This window comes from Citrobacter sp. RHBSTW-00887 (assembly GCF_013728095.1).
Taxonomy (GTDB): domain Bacteria; phylum Pseudomonadota; class Gammaproteobacteria; order Enterobacterales; family Enterobacteriaceae; genus Citrobacter; species Citrobacter braakii.
This window is the reverse complement of sequence record NZ_CP056267.1, coordinates 4,450,735-4,466,271: the sequence shown is the minus strand read 5'-3', so window position 1 is coordinate 4,466,271 and position 15,537 is coordinate 4,450,735. Positions and strand designations below refer to the sequence as shown.

The following is a 15,537-nucleotide window of genomic DNA, read 5'->3' as shown; positions in this document are numbered from 1 at the left end:
AGAGATGGCTAAGCAAGACTATTACGAGATTTTAGGCGTTTCCAAATCAGCGGAAGAGCGTGAAATCAAAAAGGCCTACAAGCGCCTGGCCATGAAATATCACCCGGACCGCAACCAGGGTGATAAAGAGGCCGAAGCCAAGTTTAAAGAGATCAAAGAAGCGTACGAGATCCTCACCGATGCGCAAAAACGTGCGGCTTATGATCAGTACGGCCATGCAGCGTTTGAGCAAGGCGGTATGGGCGGCGGCGGCGGCTTTGGCGGCGGGGCCGACTTCAGCGATATCTTTGGTGACGTGTTTGGCGATATCTTTGGCGGCGGTCGCGGTCGTCAGCGCGCCTCACGTGGTGCTGATTTACGTTACAACATGGATCTCACTCTGGAAGAAGCCGTGCGTGGCGTCACCAAAGAGATCCGTATTCCGACGCTGGAAGAGTGTGATGTTTGCCACGGCAGCGGTGCGAAGGCGGGCACGCAACCCCAGACCTGTCCAACCTGTCACGGTTCTGGTCAGGTGCAGATGCGCCAGGGCTTTTTTGCCGTACAGCAGACCTGTCCACACTGTCAGGGCCGCGGTACGTTGATTAAAGACCCGTGCAACAAATGCCATGGTCATGGTCGCGTTGAGAAGAGCAAAACGCTGTCCGTTAAGATCCCGGCTGGGGTTGATACTGGCGACCGTATTCGTTTAGCGGGTGAAGGTGAAGCCGGTGAACATGGCGCGCCAGCAGGCGATTTGTACGTTCAGGTGCAGGTAAAACAGCACCCAATTTTCGAACGAGAAGGCAATAACCTGTACTGCGAAGTGCCGATTAACTTTGCGATGGCAGCGCTGGGCGGCGAGATTGAAGTGCCGACGCTGGATGGTCGCGTGAAGTTAAAAATCCCGGGCGAAACGCAAACCGGCAAACTGTTCCGCATGCGTGGTAAAGGCGTTAAGTCAGTACGCGGTGGCGCACAGGGCGATCTGCTGTGCCGTGTGGTGGTTGAAACCCCGGTAGGCCTCAACGACAAGCAGAAGCAGTTGCTGAAAGATCTGCAGGACAGCTTTGGCGGCCCGACCGGCGAGCAAAACAGTCCGCGCTCTAAAAGCTTCTTCGACGGTGTGAAGAAATTTTTTGACGATTTGACGCGCTAATTTACAGCTGTCTTATTAATTAAAAGGCCTTGGATTGAAGAATCCTGGGCTTTTTATTTTTGTATCGAATACAAAAATAATGAGTTAGATATAAAGAATAAATATTCAGGAAAGATGATGAGAAATGATTTTTTAAAATAAAGATTTTCTTCTATTTTTTTTGCTCAGTTAATAGAAGAAAAGGTGAATGAAATGCTTGTGCGCGAAAATGATTTTGACTTCAATTTAATTAAGATATTTAATGCCGTTGTGGAATCCGGCAATGCTTCTCGAGCTTCCGAGAGATTATCCATAACACCAGCTGCTGTTTCTCAGGCGTTAAGTCGATTACAGAATATTTATTCATTTAAGCTCTTTGAACGAACCCGAAAAGGGTTGACGCCTACGAAAAAAGGATTGGAACTCCATAAGGCCTATAGCCATGTTGTGAATGTAATCAACGCTACATATTCACTTTCAAAGAATAACTACGATCCTCCAGCAATAACTTTATTAGGGAGTGATATTGTAGAGAATTATTATCTCCATCATTTTATTAGGAATGATGAATTAATTGAAAAGTATGAAATAAATCATTATGCAGTAAATAAAAATAGCGAAGATACTTTGGCTGAAATGTTACTTTCTGGAGTGGGTGATATTTTAATTAATCTTTCACCACCAAAAAACTTTGATATTGAAGTCCATCTTATTGACGTTTTTAGGCAATATGTTTGTATTTGTGGCAACAACAATCCACTATCAATCTTAGAGCAAATCTCACTACACCATTTTTATACTTTTTCACATGCGGTATATCAATCTGATATGTTCTCTCCGGAAGTAATGGTTTATACCAATAGCGTTGATCATAGAACAGAACGTAAAATAGGTTATCGCAGCGATTCTATGTTAGGGGTAGTCAATATAGTAGAAACAACAAATATGATCTGCATTGTACCTCTTGAGTTGGCTTCATTTTTTAAATATACCAGAGGGTATAATATTAAAATATTATCACTGCCTGATGAGTTATTTTTTAAAACAATCCCTGTTTATGCTTCTTTATATAAAAAAAGCAAATATTATGTTGTGCTTAGAGAGTGGATAGTGATACTGCAATCTAAATATTCATCTATAAATGATCGGGATAATTTATGTCAGTGATAATAAGTTCAGAACCTGCCTTAAAGTATATTATAGAGCTAGAGACTATTCTTGCGATTATTATCGTGAGTGCTTGGGGGGGAGTCGTTAGCTATCTCATGAGAGAAGCCCGGGGACGAAAGAAAAAAAATATAGCAGGATGTTTAAAACAAGTCATTATTTCATGTTTTACAGGTTTTTTACTCTCTGGCATTGCTCTTGATAAAGGTGCTGGTATAAATATGATACTCATATTGTCAGGGCTGGGAGGGGTTTTTGCTGGGCCCGTACTGAAAATGTTGAAAGATAAGCTGGCACAGGTTTTTGCTAAGTGAACTGTATTGCCCGTCCATGGGCATTACCATACTTAAAGTAAGTAAAATCTTAGTGTGATATATAGAATTATTGTAATAAATAAAATCATTGCATAATAATACAGAAACGGTTTCTGCAGGAAATGATGTTTGCTATTTAAGCATTTTATTTCTATGTTTTCATTAATCTGTACTCCTTGACGTGGAATTGTAATGAACAAATTGTCAATGCCAAAAATTCTCAGGTCTTTTCTGACCAGATAGAGTAGTTGAGTCAGATTAGCATCGCTTATAAATGTACTCCTGTCCTCCCATAATGCTTCCGCAATATGATTTTTCCTTATCACCAGTTCTTGCGCATGAGTTAGGATGAAATTTAAACATTTAGAACGCATATGAGTAAGTTTTATTGTTCGCTTCCCATCTTTACTTTTTAATTCATGGCTGGCGTTATCATACATACAACTATTTTTAATAATGTAAATGGTCATTTATATACCATGGTTAGTTTAATGTGTTCAGAAATATTAAATACAAATTTTCTGTTATTCAATACATATGCATACCTGTTGCATGTAAAAACGATACGTGTCACATAAGTTATGATATTTTTAGTTTGTATTAATTTTAAATTAAATAGGAGTTATTTATTTAATTGGCCATTAGGGGGGTAGGGAGGCATTATTGAGTTTTTTGACATAGGCTGAATGGCAATTTATAGACTTTTATTTGGGGATATATGGCATAGCATATTAATAGATGATTTTATAGTCACATAATTTTTTGTTTCTTCATAAAGATGTTTTTTTAGATTATTTTATTACTAGTTATTTGTACGAATACTACGGTTCTGTTTATCTTACCAGCTATCGGGATTATATAGCCGATTGAAAACGAAAACTTTTAGTTAAAGGATAGAGATATGCAAATTAATAAATTACAAATTAGTCAACCAGAACCTCGTACGCCAGTTAACCAGAAAATTGATGTTGATAACGCAACGGTGCTTTCGCATAATGCAATCTATCAAACACTCCTCTCTACAGTGATGGAAACTAATGATTATGATAATGCCATAGTTACGTTAGATCCTTATAGTACGGCACCTTTAAGCCTGTATCTGGGTATTTGGGGGAAATTGAATGAAGATATCAAAATTAATGTGCAGGATAGCAAGGGGATAACGGTAGCTGTATCCTGGACCTACAGCATGCAGACCGGTGCAAACCTGATTCCAGTTTCGGGTCTGGTTGCCGGGGAGGATAACGTCGTTACCTTAATCTCAGGTGCGCAGATTGTTGGGCAATACACGGTTACCCCATCAGCATTGCCGCCATCGGATTCTGCTGATATCAGTCTTGGCTTCCCTGTCATCACTGTGACAAAGTCAGTTGACGATTCCTCATTAGTTGCAGATGGCCTTTATTTTTCAACATATTTTGATCGCTATAATCTTGCTTTTGATCAAAATGGCATCGTTCGTTGGTATGTCTCTCAGGCAATTCCTTCCTATAATTTTGTCCGAACAGACAGCGGGCATTTCCTGGCTACGTCACAAGGAATTAATCACTGCCTGGATATGTACGAATTTGACGTAATGGGCAGAGTATATGCAGTCTATCTCCTTGATAATGAGTTTCATCACTCTATTCTGCCATTAGAGAACAATCTGGCTATTGCCCCCTCGGAATATACTAATGGACGTCCAGATGATTACTCAACAGGTAAAGATGGTGTTTCCATTATCGATCTCACTTCAGGGCTTGAGGTTGCTTATTATGACATGTTAAAAGTGATGGACTATTCTCGTTCGCCACGTCCATCAGGAAGTGCACCGGGTCAATCGGCTACGATGGATGACTGGCTGCATATCAACCAGAGCTATATTAATACAACCAATAATGTGCTGGTTTCATCAGGGCGTCACCAAAGTGCCATCTTCGGTGTTGATGTCGACTCGGGCCAACTGCGTTTTATTATGGCCGATCATGAAGACTGGGCCTCCGACTTTGAGGAATACTTGCTGACACCAGTCGATGAGTCAGGTAATCCGCTGTTTGATTTTTCTACTCAAGATGGAATTGATTTAGCGAACAGTAATTTCTGGACATGGGGGCAGCATAATATCGTAGAGATTCCAAATGCTGAGATCGGTATTCTGGAGTTTATAGTTTTTGACAATGGAAATTATCGTTCTCGAGACGATGCCAGGAGCTTGTTGCCAAAGGATAACTTTAGCCGGGTAGTTCAGTTTAGAATTGATCTAAACACGATGACGGTAACACGCTCGTATGAATATGGTAAAGATGAGGTTGGTAGCAGGGGCTACAGCAGCTTCGTAAGTGCCAAGCATTTATTGAGCAATGGTAATCTGGTCATCCATTTTGGTGCAAGCACCATGGATGAAAATGGTCGTCCTCTATCTGCCCAACCGGGATACAGTGATATTGTGGATCCGCAAGATGGAAGTCAGGCGCTGGGGATGTTGGTATTACAAGAGGTCAATAAGCAGACGAAACAGCTTCTTTTTGAGGCGACGGTAACGTCAGGTTATTATAAAAATGCTGAAGTAAATGGTGATGATTATCGTTATGATATTTCTGCTTTCAGAGTTTATAAACTGCCATTATTTTGATAAGTAAAAATGAATGCGGCCATGATTGTGGCCGCATTATGTATTAAATGATCTTACTAAAAAATCATTTGCTAATATCGTCAACACGCATTGTGTGATCAGGAACAATGTTCTTCACATGCTCCATGTAATCGATTATTGCCTGAGCGGTTTGTAATCCCTTAATGTATTTAAAATTTTTACTATTGGTGAAACTAAATCCACCACCGCCTTTCCCGATAAAAGAATCCAGAGCAATAGTATAAAATTGACTGTCTTCTACCGGTTTTCCTTTAATATTAAACGAAACAATACGCTGCCCCAACGGTTTTGTGCTGTCGTATTTAAACTGTACTGTTTTTGACGCGTGTAGCGTCCCATTTTTCAAATCTGCGGCATGAGACATAATTGACCTGAGATCTTTACCGCTGATCTCCACACTCATTACATCATTAGTGAATGGATACATGCTCAATACATCACCATATGTAATGTTGCCTTTGGGTAATTCGGAACGAATACCGCCAGCATTATAGAATGAGGCATCGGCGTAAGGTACCTTATACATCAAAGCATCAGTAATTAAATTACCTGTAGTAGCAGATTCACCATAAGAACGGGTCAAAATCTCAGGTGAGTAGGCGACGACTCTGTCGGTAATTTTCTTAACTTTATTGTTCCACTCATCGATTTTTGCCTGTGTTTGCGGATCAGGCTTATAGGTATCTGCGTACATCGTGATTAGCTTACCATTGTAGCTATCCACTTTTTTGGTTTCAGGGTTCCAGTCGAGGACTAACTTGCCTAACTCAATCGTGTAGGCATTAGTTGAAACCACCAACGTATCGCCGACTTTAATGGGTTCTGGAGTACCTTTATGGGCATGGCCGGTGATCAGTACGTTCAACCCGTAGCCTTCAAGCGTTTTAGCCATTTCAACGTCAGCTTTCAGCGCACGGGCAACGTCTTCATCACCACCGCTGGATTGACGACCCGGTACACCTTCATGCGCGAGCAGTACTGTCAGGTCAACTTTCCCTTTCAATTCTTCCAGTTGTTTCTTCACATACGGTACGGGATCCTGGCAGTCAACACCTTCACGGACGCCAGCGGCAATTGCTTCATAAAATGCCGAAACGCCGTGCATCCCAATAACACCAATTTTCAAACCATTTTTTTCGACGATGGTATAAGGTGTTTTAATTAATGGTTTATCACTATTGCTGTAAAACACGTTGTTGAGCAGTACCGGAAATTTAAGTTTACTCAGTTGTGTGACTAGATTTTCATGTCCATGATCAAACTCATGATTTCCTACTGAAACGGCATCATAGGGCATGGTATTCAAAATATCGATAATGGCTTCACCTTTTGTCAAGGTGCTGATATAAGGGCCAGTAAAATAGTCACCTGCATCAAAGAAAAAAACATCTTTATATTTTTCTTTGGCATCCTTAACTATTTTAGAGATAGGAGCAAATCCTCCTACCTCACGTGTCTTCGACACAGAAGGAATAATCCCAGGTGTAACGTGAGCATGCAAATCATTTGTGTAGTAAATGGTAATGTCTCTGGCATCTGCGGTAAAGGTTATAGCAGATGATAAACCAATACATAAAGACAAGAGGGACAACGAGAATTTATTATTCATATTCATATTCATATTCATATTCCATTTATTCGATATATTGACAATTACACTTCACCCCATCTGATATATCGGATGCAGAGTTTCAAACTGGGTTATTACTTTTTATTTATTTTGATAGTAATCAGAACTCGAAGCCAATCATATAATTCATGCGGTCACCATAATCTTTATAACCTAATTTATTATTAAAGTAACGATAGGATACCGATGCAGTCCAGCTAGGTATAAATTTCCATGTGAAAGTCACAGCGCCATTCAGGCCAGTATGTCCACCTTGTTGCTCTGCATAGGCATCATTACGATCCATTTCAATTTCATTCCAGTTGGAAACAGCAAATTTTTCGTTAAACATTTCAAAATTATATGCCGCAACCCAACCAAGTACATATCCGTTAAAGCCAGTAGCCTGACCGTATTTTTTTGACGTATAGTCGTTGGATAAATTGTGTATAGCCACATAGGGTTTAATGAACCATGATTTTTCTACCAGACCAAGGTAGCCGACCCCATACATCATATTCAATTCATCACCAAACGTGTTCTCCATCGACATATAGAGTTTGGTCATCAACGTAAAATCAGAACCTTCTATCGGACGATAATGTCCGAGAAACTGAGTAACGTGGTTCCGTCCTTCGACTGGATGGTTGAGAACGTTCATTTCGTAAAATGAAGCAAATTCACCTCTGTCGAAAACGGCGCCAAAATCAGCCACCGCTTTCCACACTTCACCACGATCGACGTTTACGAAACCTTTATTCCAGTCACCATACCCGAGACTAATTTTCCCATATACGCGTTTTAGTTCAGCTGAATGACCATTAAAACAGGCTAAGATAAGGCATGCACCAAGTAGACTATTAATGTATTTTTTGTTCATGCTCAGCTCCGTGAGGTAAAGAAAATAATAAAGTGTAATGCTTTTGAAAAAAAGGAAGTCTATTGGTTGATGTTTTGTTTGTGAGTGATAGGTGTCGCAAAAATACCAGTGTTCGAATATTAATTTGAGAAAGTGTCGGGAGGTGTTGTTTTTTTTATGCTAACTTTATGTTTTTTTGAATATAAGGTGTGTTACCGGAGTGACGCGAATCTTTTTTTATCGATGCTTTTGATATTCTTTTTGTATGACTTATTCGCTATTAGCAACTTAGTGCCGAGAAAACAACATATGCTGACATTAACGAGACATAGAGAGGGTCAGGGAGGTGTTTGGGATCTTCGTCACTTGTTATTGTGCAGTTTTTTAATAGAATTTTCTGGTAAGTTTATATAAATAAAAGTGATATTTTAATTATTAATATAGCGCCTGTGAATGTATTTGTTTCTTTATTTTTTTCAATCACTCTTTATTGCATGCTGATGTAATAGTGAGTGCCAGAAATCAACCGAAAATATTAAGCCTTTTGGCAAGTTTATTGCGTAATTGGTGATGTGATAATTCAAAGGAGTTGAAATGAAAAGAACTGTTGTTGCCAGTATGATCGGACTGGCCTTATGTGCCGGAAGCGTATCGTCAACCGCGCAGGCTGCTACGGATAAACGTCCTAACTTAGTCATCATTCTTGCTGACGATTTAGGCTATGGCGATCTCGCGACTTATGGCCATCAAATCGTCAAAACCCCTAATATCGACAAGCTGGCGCAGGAAGGGGTGAAATTTACCGACTACTATGCACCTGCGCCGCTGTGTTCTCCTTCTCGTGCTGGTTTATTAACGGGGCGTATGCCGTTTCGTACCGGGATACGCTCATGGATCCCTGAAGGGAAAGACGTCGCATTAGGGCGCAATGAATTGACGATTGCTAATCTGCTGAAAGAGCAGGGCTACGACACGGCGATAATGGGCAAATTACACCTGAATGCCGGAGGAGATCGCACCGATCAGCCGCAAGCGAACGATATGGGATTCGATTACACTCTGGTGAATGCTGCCGGGTTCGTAACGGACTCAACTTTAGATACCGCAACAGAGCGCCCGCGTCATGGCATGGTACATCCAACCGGTTTTGTGCGTAATGGCAAGCCGATTGGCAGAGCGGAGACCTTCAGTGGAGAATTAGTAAGCTCTGAAGTCGTGAACTGGTTGGACAATAAGAAAGATGATAAGCCGTTTTTCTTATACGTCGCCTTCACAGAAGTTCATAGCCCACTGGCATCGCCGAAAAAGTATCTCGATATGTATTCACAAAACATGAGCGACTACCAGAAACAGCATCCGGATCTGTTCTACGGAGATTGGGCTGATAAACCGTGGCGCGGCACGGGAGAATATTACGCCAATATCAGCTATATGGATGCGCAGGTCGGTAAAGTAATGGATAAGATTAAGGCAATGGGTGAAGAAGATAACACCATTGTCATTTTTACCAGCGATAACGGACCGGTCACACGCGAGGCTCGCAAAGTGTATGAACTGAACCTGGCGGGCGAAACGGATGGGCTTCGCGGTCGTAAAGACAATTTGTGGGAAGGCGGCATCCGTGTTCCTGCAATCATCAAGTATGGTAAACATATTCCGCAGGGGATGGTAACGGATACGCCGGTTTATGGTCTCGACTGGATGCCGACGCTGGCAAATATGATGGATTTTAAACTGCCAACAGATCGTACCTACGATGGGCAGTCTCTGGTGCCATTACTGGAACAGAAAACGTTAGCGCGTCAGAAGCCACTCATTTTTGGTATTGATATGCCATTCCAGGATGATCCAACGGATGAGTGGGCTATTCGCGATGGTGACTGGAAAATGATCATCAATCGCGAAAATAAACCTAAATACCTCTACAACCTGAAAAAAGATCGTTTTGAAACCCTTAATCAGATTGGCAAGCAGCCTGATATCGAAAAACAGCTGTACGGTAAGTTCCTGAAGTACAAAAAGGATATTGATAACGATTCCTTAATGAAAGCCCGAGGTGAAAAACCGACGCCGGTAACCTGGGGTTAATCGGATAACAACAAAAAAATAGAGTATGCCACTTAGGGCTATGCCCGCCTGGCTCAGTATTTTTATGCTGAGCCGGGTTCTTTTATTTATGGACCTCCGTGATGCAAAGGAAAAGTTGTCAGGTAATGGTTAAGCCGACAGGATCAGTATGCAATCTGGACTGCAAATACTGTTTTTACCTGGAAAAAGAGAAGCTCTATCCAGACAGAAAAGCAAATTTCAAAATGTCAGATGAAATGCTTGAATTATTCATCAAGCAACACATTGCCGCACAGGATGTGGATGACGTCATTTTTGCATGGCAAGGTGGAGAACCGACTCTGATGGGGCGCGCGTTTTACCAGCGGGCGATTGAACTTCAGCAGCGTTACGCTGAGGGGAGAACCATAGTAAATACCTTTCAGACTAATGGTGTTTTGATCGACGAAGAATGGGCTGAGTTTTTCAAGAAGAATGATTTTCTGGTGGGGATTTCTGTTGACGGTGACGCCGCGCTACATGATGAATGGCGTGTTACTCGTTCGGGTAAACCAACACATGAGAAAGTGGAGCAGGCCATTAAACGCCTGGTACGTCACGGGGTTGAGTTTAATACGCTGACGGTGGTTAACCACACTAATATGTCTCATCCACTGCAGGTTTACCAATATCTGAAAAGCATTGGTAGCCAGTATATGCAGTTTATTCCATTAGTAGAGAGGCGTAGTGACAACAGCGATGCCGAGTTGGCTGCACCCTGTGATAAACAAACGAAAATGATGCCGTGGTCCGTTGACTCACTTGAATTCGGCCATTTTCTCAATGCTATTTTTGATATCTGGATCCGTGAGGATATTGGTAATATTGGCATACAGATATTTGAGCAGACGCTGGCTGCCTGGTGCGGATTACCTCCGCATGTGTGCGTGTTTTCTCCAACGTGCGGCAGTGCATTCGCAATGGAAATGAATGGTGATGTTTATAACTGCGATCACTTTGTCTATCCGCAGTACAAACTAGGGAATATTCAGCATACAACGGTGCGTGCGATGAACAATAGTGAGCAAAATCGGCAATTCGGCAATGATAAAAGCCGTACCATGGCGCAAGAATGTTACTCCTGTCAGTGGCGGTTTGCTTGCAATGGGGGATGTCCTAAACACCGATTTCTCCCCTCAGTCTCAGGAGTATCGAATCAGAACTTTTTATGTGCTGGTTATCAGTTGTTTTTTTCCCATACTGCACTAGCGATGGGGGCGATGAAAACGCTCTATGAAAATAATATTTCGCCAGCAGAGATAAAAACAATATTTGTGTGATAGTAATATTCGCAGGGAGTGAATATGTTTTCTCGAATCAATGTTGATGCCTGTAAAACACCTACTTGTAAAAATATGGGTATATTAAATAGTCCGGATTATTTAACCCAAGGGAAGGAGATTCTGTGTAGAGAATGTGGATTTTTGTTCCCCATCATTTCTGAGTACTCGCTCAATCTCTTCCGTCAGTCGGCAAACCAGGCCTGGAAGGGATTGATTAAAGCTTGTCCTAGCTGCGGTAGTTCATCACTGAAAAAATATGGATTTTCCGCTCAAAGAGAGGCGCGACTATACTGCCTTGAGTGCCACAAAACGTTCGTTTCCCCAGGAGAACATAAGGCAGATATCCGTCAGGAAAACCTTGCCAGACTTATCCAGGAAGGCGCTTCGTTGTCTGATATTAGAGCGACACTTTCATTAGACAGCACGGGTCTAAACCGTGCGCTACAAAAATTATCCCGCAAGGTAAATGAGGCTGAACGAGAGTTCGTTTTTCCTGCGTTTGATCTGGCGATGAGTACGTGCGCTTTTCGGGTTAAATTTAATGGCGGCGACAACAGTTTGTATGCTCTGGTTACGGCAGAAGAGAGCAGTGGCAGGGTTATCGCTGTGACAACTAATTATTCCACGCAGCCTGTCGAAAACGAATATCAGTACATTTCTGAATACGAGGAACGTCTGCCGCCTGGGACGTTAGCGCATCTTGTCCAACGCAAAGAACTCATGACGATGCGGCGAAATACCCTATTTGATATCGACTATGGTCCCGCCACGCTTTACAAAAACGATCCCGGGATGTTGGTAAAACCGGTTCTTCCCGCGTACCGGCATTTTGAGCTGGTCAAAGAGCTTACGGATGAGCACTCCCTCAATGTTCAGCACGACATCGATCATGAGTGTTTTATATTAGGAGGATGTATGATGGCTAATCTGCAATCTGTGCGGCAAGGTCGTTGTCATATATCATTTGTAAGAGAAATGGGGGTTTCACCTCCGGATAAAGACTTTCCTTATCGAGTGTTCCTTAGTGGCGGAATACGTAATAATGTCTGGCGAGCCTTCTCAACACGCGGTTACTCTAAAGCCGTATGTAACCTCACAGGAAATAAAAAAACGAGTATGCTACGCTACGCTACCTTAACGGGCAGCACTAAATTTATTCAGTTTTTGCATACGCATCCGTTTTTCTTTCAGCTTAGCCGCCTGTCTCCTGCCAATGTTACGGTCGTACTGAATTATTTAAAATTTGAATATAATAAAAATATAATGCGATAACGGAATATTTTTATTGATATTAATTGATACTTTTTGATTGCCTGATTGATACATCCCCAGTGTATTTATTTTGTTGTTCCGCTGTGGAACGATGAAATGAATAAATTGGACACGCATAATGAAAAAGATTATTTCCCCCGATATTAAGTTGCCTACACCTCGTCCCGCTGTTAATCAGGAGATTGACAGCAATAATGAGATGGTTCTCAGTCATACAGCTGTTTATCAAGATTGTCTGGCTCGGATCACTGATGAGAATACGTTGGAAAATGCGGTCATTGTTCTAAACCCTTATGGTACAGCCCCTTTAAGTGCATATGCCGGTGTTTGGAGTGCTGAAGAACGTACTGTAACGCTGAAAATTCAGGATCTGGCGCAAAGCGCGATACAAGTCGTGCAAGATTTTACGTTGAATGTGGGGGCGAATCTGCTGCCTGTACTTGGCCTAGTGGCAGATGTCGATAACCAACTGGCTATTTTGGTTGATGAAGTCGTTATCGCCACTTATACGATAGCAACCCAACCTTTACCTGCAACGGATTCTGCAGATGTGCAGTTAGGGTTTCCTGTTATCAATGTGACTCAACCAGTGACTGACGCCGACCTGATTGCGCCGGGCTGCTATTTCATTACGCATTTCGACCGCTATAACTATGCTCTGGATCAGGATGGTGTGGTGCGTTGGTACGTGACACAGGACTTCCCGTCATTCAATTTGGTGCGCATTGATAACGGTCATTTCTTGGCTACATCAGAAGCTAAAAACACCTACCTTGAGATGTATGAGTTCGACATGATGGGACGGCTGTATACTTTTTATATTCTGGATAACCAATTCCACCACTCAATTTGGCAATGGGACAGTAATACCATCGTCGCGCCTTCCGAATATACCTCGGGCAGACCAGATTCACTGAAGACTAATGAAGATGGCGTCTCAGTTGTGGATTTATCTACCGGGCTGGAAATTGCCTATTACGACATGGCCGCTATTCTTGATACCTCACGTACAGCGAGACCAACGGGGACGGCACCTGGTGAAGATCCGACCGCTCAGGACTGGCTGCATATCAACCAAAGCTATGTTAATGAAACGAATAGTTTGCTGATCGCTTCAGGGCGTCATCAGAGCGCTGTTTTTGGCATCAGCCTCGAGACTGAATCGCTGCAGTTTATTATGTCCACGCATGAAGATTGGAGCGAGGAGTATAAGCCTTACCTTCTGACTCCGGTCGACAGTGATGGTGTCCCTCTTTATGACTTCAGCAATCAGGATGATGTGGATGCGGCAAACCGTGATTTTTGGTCGTGGGGACAACACAATGTGACTGAAGTGGCTAATGACGAACCAGGAATGGTCGAATTTATGGTATTCGACAATGGTAACTATCGCTCTCGTGTTGATAGTAAAAGCCTGCTTCCACCAGATAATTACAGCCGGGTTGTACACTTTATCGTTGATTTGAACGCAATGACGGTAATGCGCCCTTTTGAATACGGTAAGGAGTTGGGAGCTCGCGGTTATAGTAGTTGTGTAAGCGCCAAAGAGGTGTTGCAGAATGGCAACATCGTTGTGCATTTCGGCGATTGCACATTTGACGAAAATGGCCGAGCTATCTCTTGCCAGCCGGGGGATAGCGACATTATTGACCCGCAGGAAGGAAATGAAGCATTGGGGAATTTGCTTCTGCAAGAAATTGAACCGGTAACCAAGTCGGTGCTTTTTGAGGCGACAATGACCTCTGGTTACTATAAAAACGAGGAAGTGAATGGCGTAGGCTATCGCTATGACATCACCAGTTTCCGCGTTTATAAAATGGGACTGTATGCCTGATTAGGTCTCAGTGTTTTGCGCTCTATGCCCGACATCTGTTCGGGCTTTTTTATTCGTAAAAACCGATCTATTCATCATGAATAATCTAATTTTAACGAGCTTTCTGAAGGTGTAAGATAGTATTTACGAAGTATTCACCCAATAGAGAGAATAAAAGTGAAACATCTGCATCGTTTTTTTAGTAGTGACGCCTCGGGGGGCATCATTCTGATCATCGCTGCCGTGGTTGCTATGCTGATGGCAAATATCGGGGTTACCAGTGGATGGTACCACGCCTTCCTGGAAACGCCCGTTCAACTGCGGGTTGGCGCGCTTGAGATCAACAAAAATATGCTGCTGTGGATCAATGACGCGTTGATGGCGGTGTTCTTCCTGTTGATCGGTTTGGAAGTGAAGCGTGAGTTAATGCAAGGTTCGCTGGCCAGTCTGCGCCAGGCGGCGTTTCCGATCATTGCCGCTATCGGGGGCATGATTGTCCCGGCGCTGCTGTATCTGGCATTCAACTATGCTGACCCTATCACCCGTGAGGGTTGGGCGATCCCGGCGGCAACGGATATCGCTTTTGCATTAGGCGTGCTGGCGCTGTTGGGCAGCCGTGTCCCGCTGGCGTTGAAAATCTTCCTGATGGCGCTGGCGATAATCGATGACCTCGGCGCTATTGTGATCATCGCGTTGTTCTACACCAGCGATCTCTCGCTGTTGTCGCTGGGCGTTGCCGCGTGCGCGATCCTTGTCCTGGCAGCATTGAATCTGTGCGGTGTAAGACGTACCGGTATTTATATTCTGGTTGGCGTAGTGCTGTGGACGGCCGTACTGAAGTCTGGCGTGCATGCAACTCTGGCGGGTGTGATCGTCGGTTTCTTCATTCCGTTGAAGGAAAAACACGGGCGTTCACCGGCGAAGCGTCTGGAGCATGTTCTGCACCCGTGGGTGGCATACCTGATCCTACCGTTGTTTGCCTTCGCTAACGCGGGTGTCTCACTGCAGGGCGTCACCATTGATGGACTGACCTCGGTGTTACCGCTGGGGATCATTGCTGGCCTGTTAATCGGGAAACCACTGGGTATCAGCCTCTTTTGCTGGCTGGCGTTACGCTTCAGGATGGCGCAATTGCCGGAGGGAACGAATTTCCAGCAAATTATGGCGGTCGGCATTCTGTGCGGCATTGGCTTTACGATGTCGATTTTCATCGCCAGCCTGGCGTTTGGGACCGTCGATCCTGAGCTGATTAACTGGGCGAAACTGGGGATCCTGATCGGTTCTTTGCTGTCGGCGATAATAGGTTACTGCTGGTTACGCACCCGGTTGAACGCAGCAGCCTGACGGGATAACCCTTTCGTG

11 protein-coding genes are annotated in these 15,537 nt (G+C 43.3%); 9 read left to right on the top strand and 2 right to left on the bottom strand.

The annotated features are described in order from the left end of the window. Positions 1-4: 4 nt before the first annotated feature. From dnaJ to HV314_RS21295, 4 genes are all read left to right on the top strand, one after another. Positions 5-1,138 carry a molecular chaperone DnaJ gene (gene dnaJ / locus HV314_RS21310; RefSeq protein WP_008786151.1) on the top strand — a complete coding sequence of 378 codons (1,134 nt, stop codon included), beginning with the start codon at positions 5-7 and terminating at the stop codon, positions 1,136-1,138. A 192-nt stretch (positions 1,139-1,330) separates the two neighbouring features. Beyond that, a complete protein-coding gene (locus tag HV314_RS21305) occupies positions 1,331-2,284 on the top strand; it encodes a LysR family transcriptional regulator (RefSeq protein WP_181546652.1) in 954 nt (317 codons plus the stop codon). Then, positions 2,275-2,598 carry a phage holin family protein gene (locus HV314_RS21300; protein ID WP_046275510.1) on the top strand — a complete coding sequence of 108 codons (324 nt, stop codon included), beginning with the start codon at positions 2,275-2,277 and terminating at the stop codon, positions 2,596-2,598. The genes HV314_RS21305 and HV314_RS21300 overlap by 10 nt, the downstream gene beginning before the upstream one ends. Before the next feature lie 901 nt (positions 2,599-3,499). Next, entirely contained in the window at positions 3,500-5,212 is a 1,713-nt protein-coding gene (locus HV314_RS21295; protein ID WP_181546650.1) for an aryl-sulfate sulfotransferase, read from the top strand. Between the two features lie 64 nt (positions 5,213-5,276). Here the strand turns inward: HV314_RS21295 and HV314_RS21290 are convergent, their stop codons facing one another. Both HV314_RS21290 and HV314_RS21285 read right to left on the bottom strand, forming a co-directional pair. Next, complete coding sequence (locus tag HV314_RS21290) at positions 5,277-6,848, bottom strand: bifunctional metallophosphatase/5'-nucleotidase (protein ID WP_181548118.1); 1,572 nt, start codon at positions 6,846-6,848, stop codon at positions 5,277-5,279. Positions 6,849-6,963: 115 nt separating this feature from the next. Then, positions 6,964-7,722: an outer membrane protein OmpK gene (locus HV314_RS21285; RefSeq protein ID WP_181546648.1), complete on the bottom strand. Its 759-nt coding sequence runs from the start codon at positions 7,720-7,722 to the stop codon at positions 6,964-6,966. 573 nt (positions 7,723-8,295) lie between these two features. Here HV314_RS21285 and HV314_RS21280 point away from each other — a divergent pair. The 5 genes from HV314_RS21280 to nhaA all read left to right on the top strand — a co-directional run bounded on the left by HV314_RS21280 (position 8,296) and on the right by nhaA (position 15,519). Continuing rightward, positions 8,296-9,789 (top strand): sulfatase family protein, encoded by a 1,494-nt coding sequence (locus HV314_RS21280; protein ID WP_080859392.1) that lies wholly within the window; start codon positions 8,296-8,298, stop codon positions 9,787-9,789. Between the two features lie 98 nt (positions 9,790-9,887). Next, on the top strand, positions 9,888-11,087 hold the full coding sequence (locus HV314_RS21275; protein WP_100250040.1) for an anaerobic sulfatase maturase: 1,200 nt from the start codon (positions 9,888-9,890) through the stop codon (positions 11,085-11,087). Positions 11,088-11,111: 24 nt separating this feature from the next. After that, complete coding sequence (locus HV314_RS21270) at positions 11,112-12,362, top strand: IS1 family transposase (RefSeq protein WP_181546646.1); 1,251 nt, start codon at positions 11,112-11,114, stop codon at positions 12,360-12,362. 118 nt (positions 12,363-12,480) lie between these two features. Continuing rightward, positions 12,481-14,196, top strand: a complete 1,716-nt coding sequence (locus HV314_RS21265; protein WP_046274470.1) for an aryl-sulfate sulfotransferase — start codon at positions 12,481-12,483, stop codon at positions 14,194-14,196. A 156-nt stretch (positions 14,197-14,352) separates the two neighbouring features. After that, on the top strand, positions 14,353-15,519 hold the full coding sequence (nhaA, locus tag HV314_RS21260) for a Na+/H+ antiporter NhaA (RefSeq protein ID WP_181546644.1): 1,167 nt from the start codon (positions 14,353-14,355) through the stop codon (positions 15,517-15,519). Positions 15,520-15,537 lie beyond the last annotated feature (18 nt).

What these genes read in the sequence shown, in the direction of transcription:
- dnaJ (WP_008786151.1), top strand. Translation starts at nt 5, where the DNA reads ATGGCTAAGCAAGACTATTACGAGATTTTAGGCGTTTCCAAATCAGCG.
- HV314_RS21305 (WP_181546652.1), top strand. Translation starts at nt 1,331, where the DNA reads ATGCTTGTGCGCGAAAATGATTTTGACTTCAATTTAATTAAGATATTT.
- HV314_RS21300 (WP_046275510.1), top strand. Translation starts at nt 2,275, where the DNA reads ATGTCAGTGATAATAAGTTCAGAACCTGCCTTAAAGTATATTATAGAG.
- HV314_RS21295 (WP_181546650.1), top strand. Translation starts at nt 3,500, where the DNA reads ATGCAAATTAATAAATTACAAATTAGTCAACCAGAACCTCGTACGCCA.
- HV314_RS21290 (WP_181548118.1), bottom strand. Translation starts at nt 6,848, where the DNA reads ATGAATATGAATAATAAATTCTCGTTGTCCCTCTTGTCTTTATGTATT.
- HV314_RS21285 (WP_181546648.1), bottom strand. Translation starts at nt 7,722, where the DNA reads ATGAACAAAAAATACATTAATAGTCTACTTGGTGCATGCCTTATCTTA.
- HV314_RS21280 (WP_080859392.1), top strand. Translation starts at nt 8,296, where the DNA reads ATGAAAAGAACTGTTGTTGCCAGTATGATCGGACTGGCCTTATGTGCC.
- HV314_RS21270 (WP_181546646.1), top strand. Translation starts at nt 11,112, where the DNA reads ATGTTTTCTCGAATCAATGTTGATGCCTGTAAAACACCTACTTGTAAA.
- HV314_RS21265 (WP_046274470.1), top strand. Translation starts at nt 12,481, where the DNA reads ATGAAAAAGATTATTTCCCCCGATATTAAGTTGCCTACACCTCGTCCC.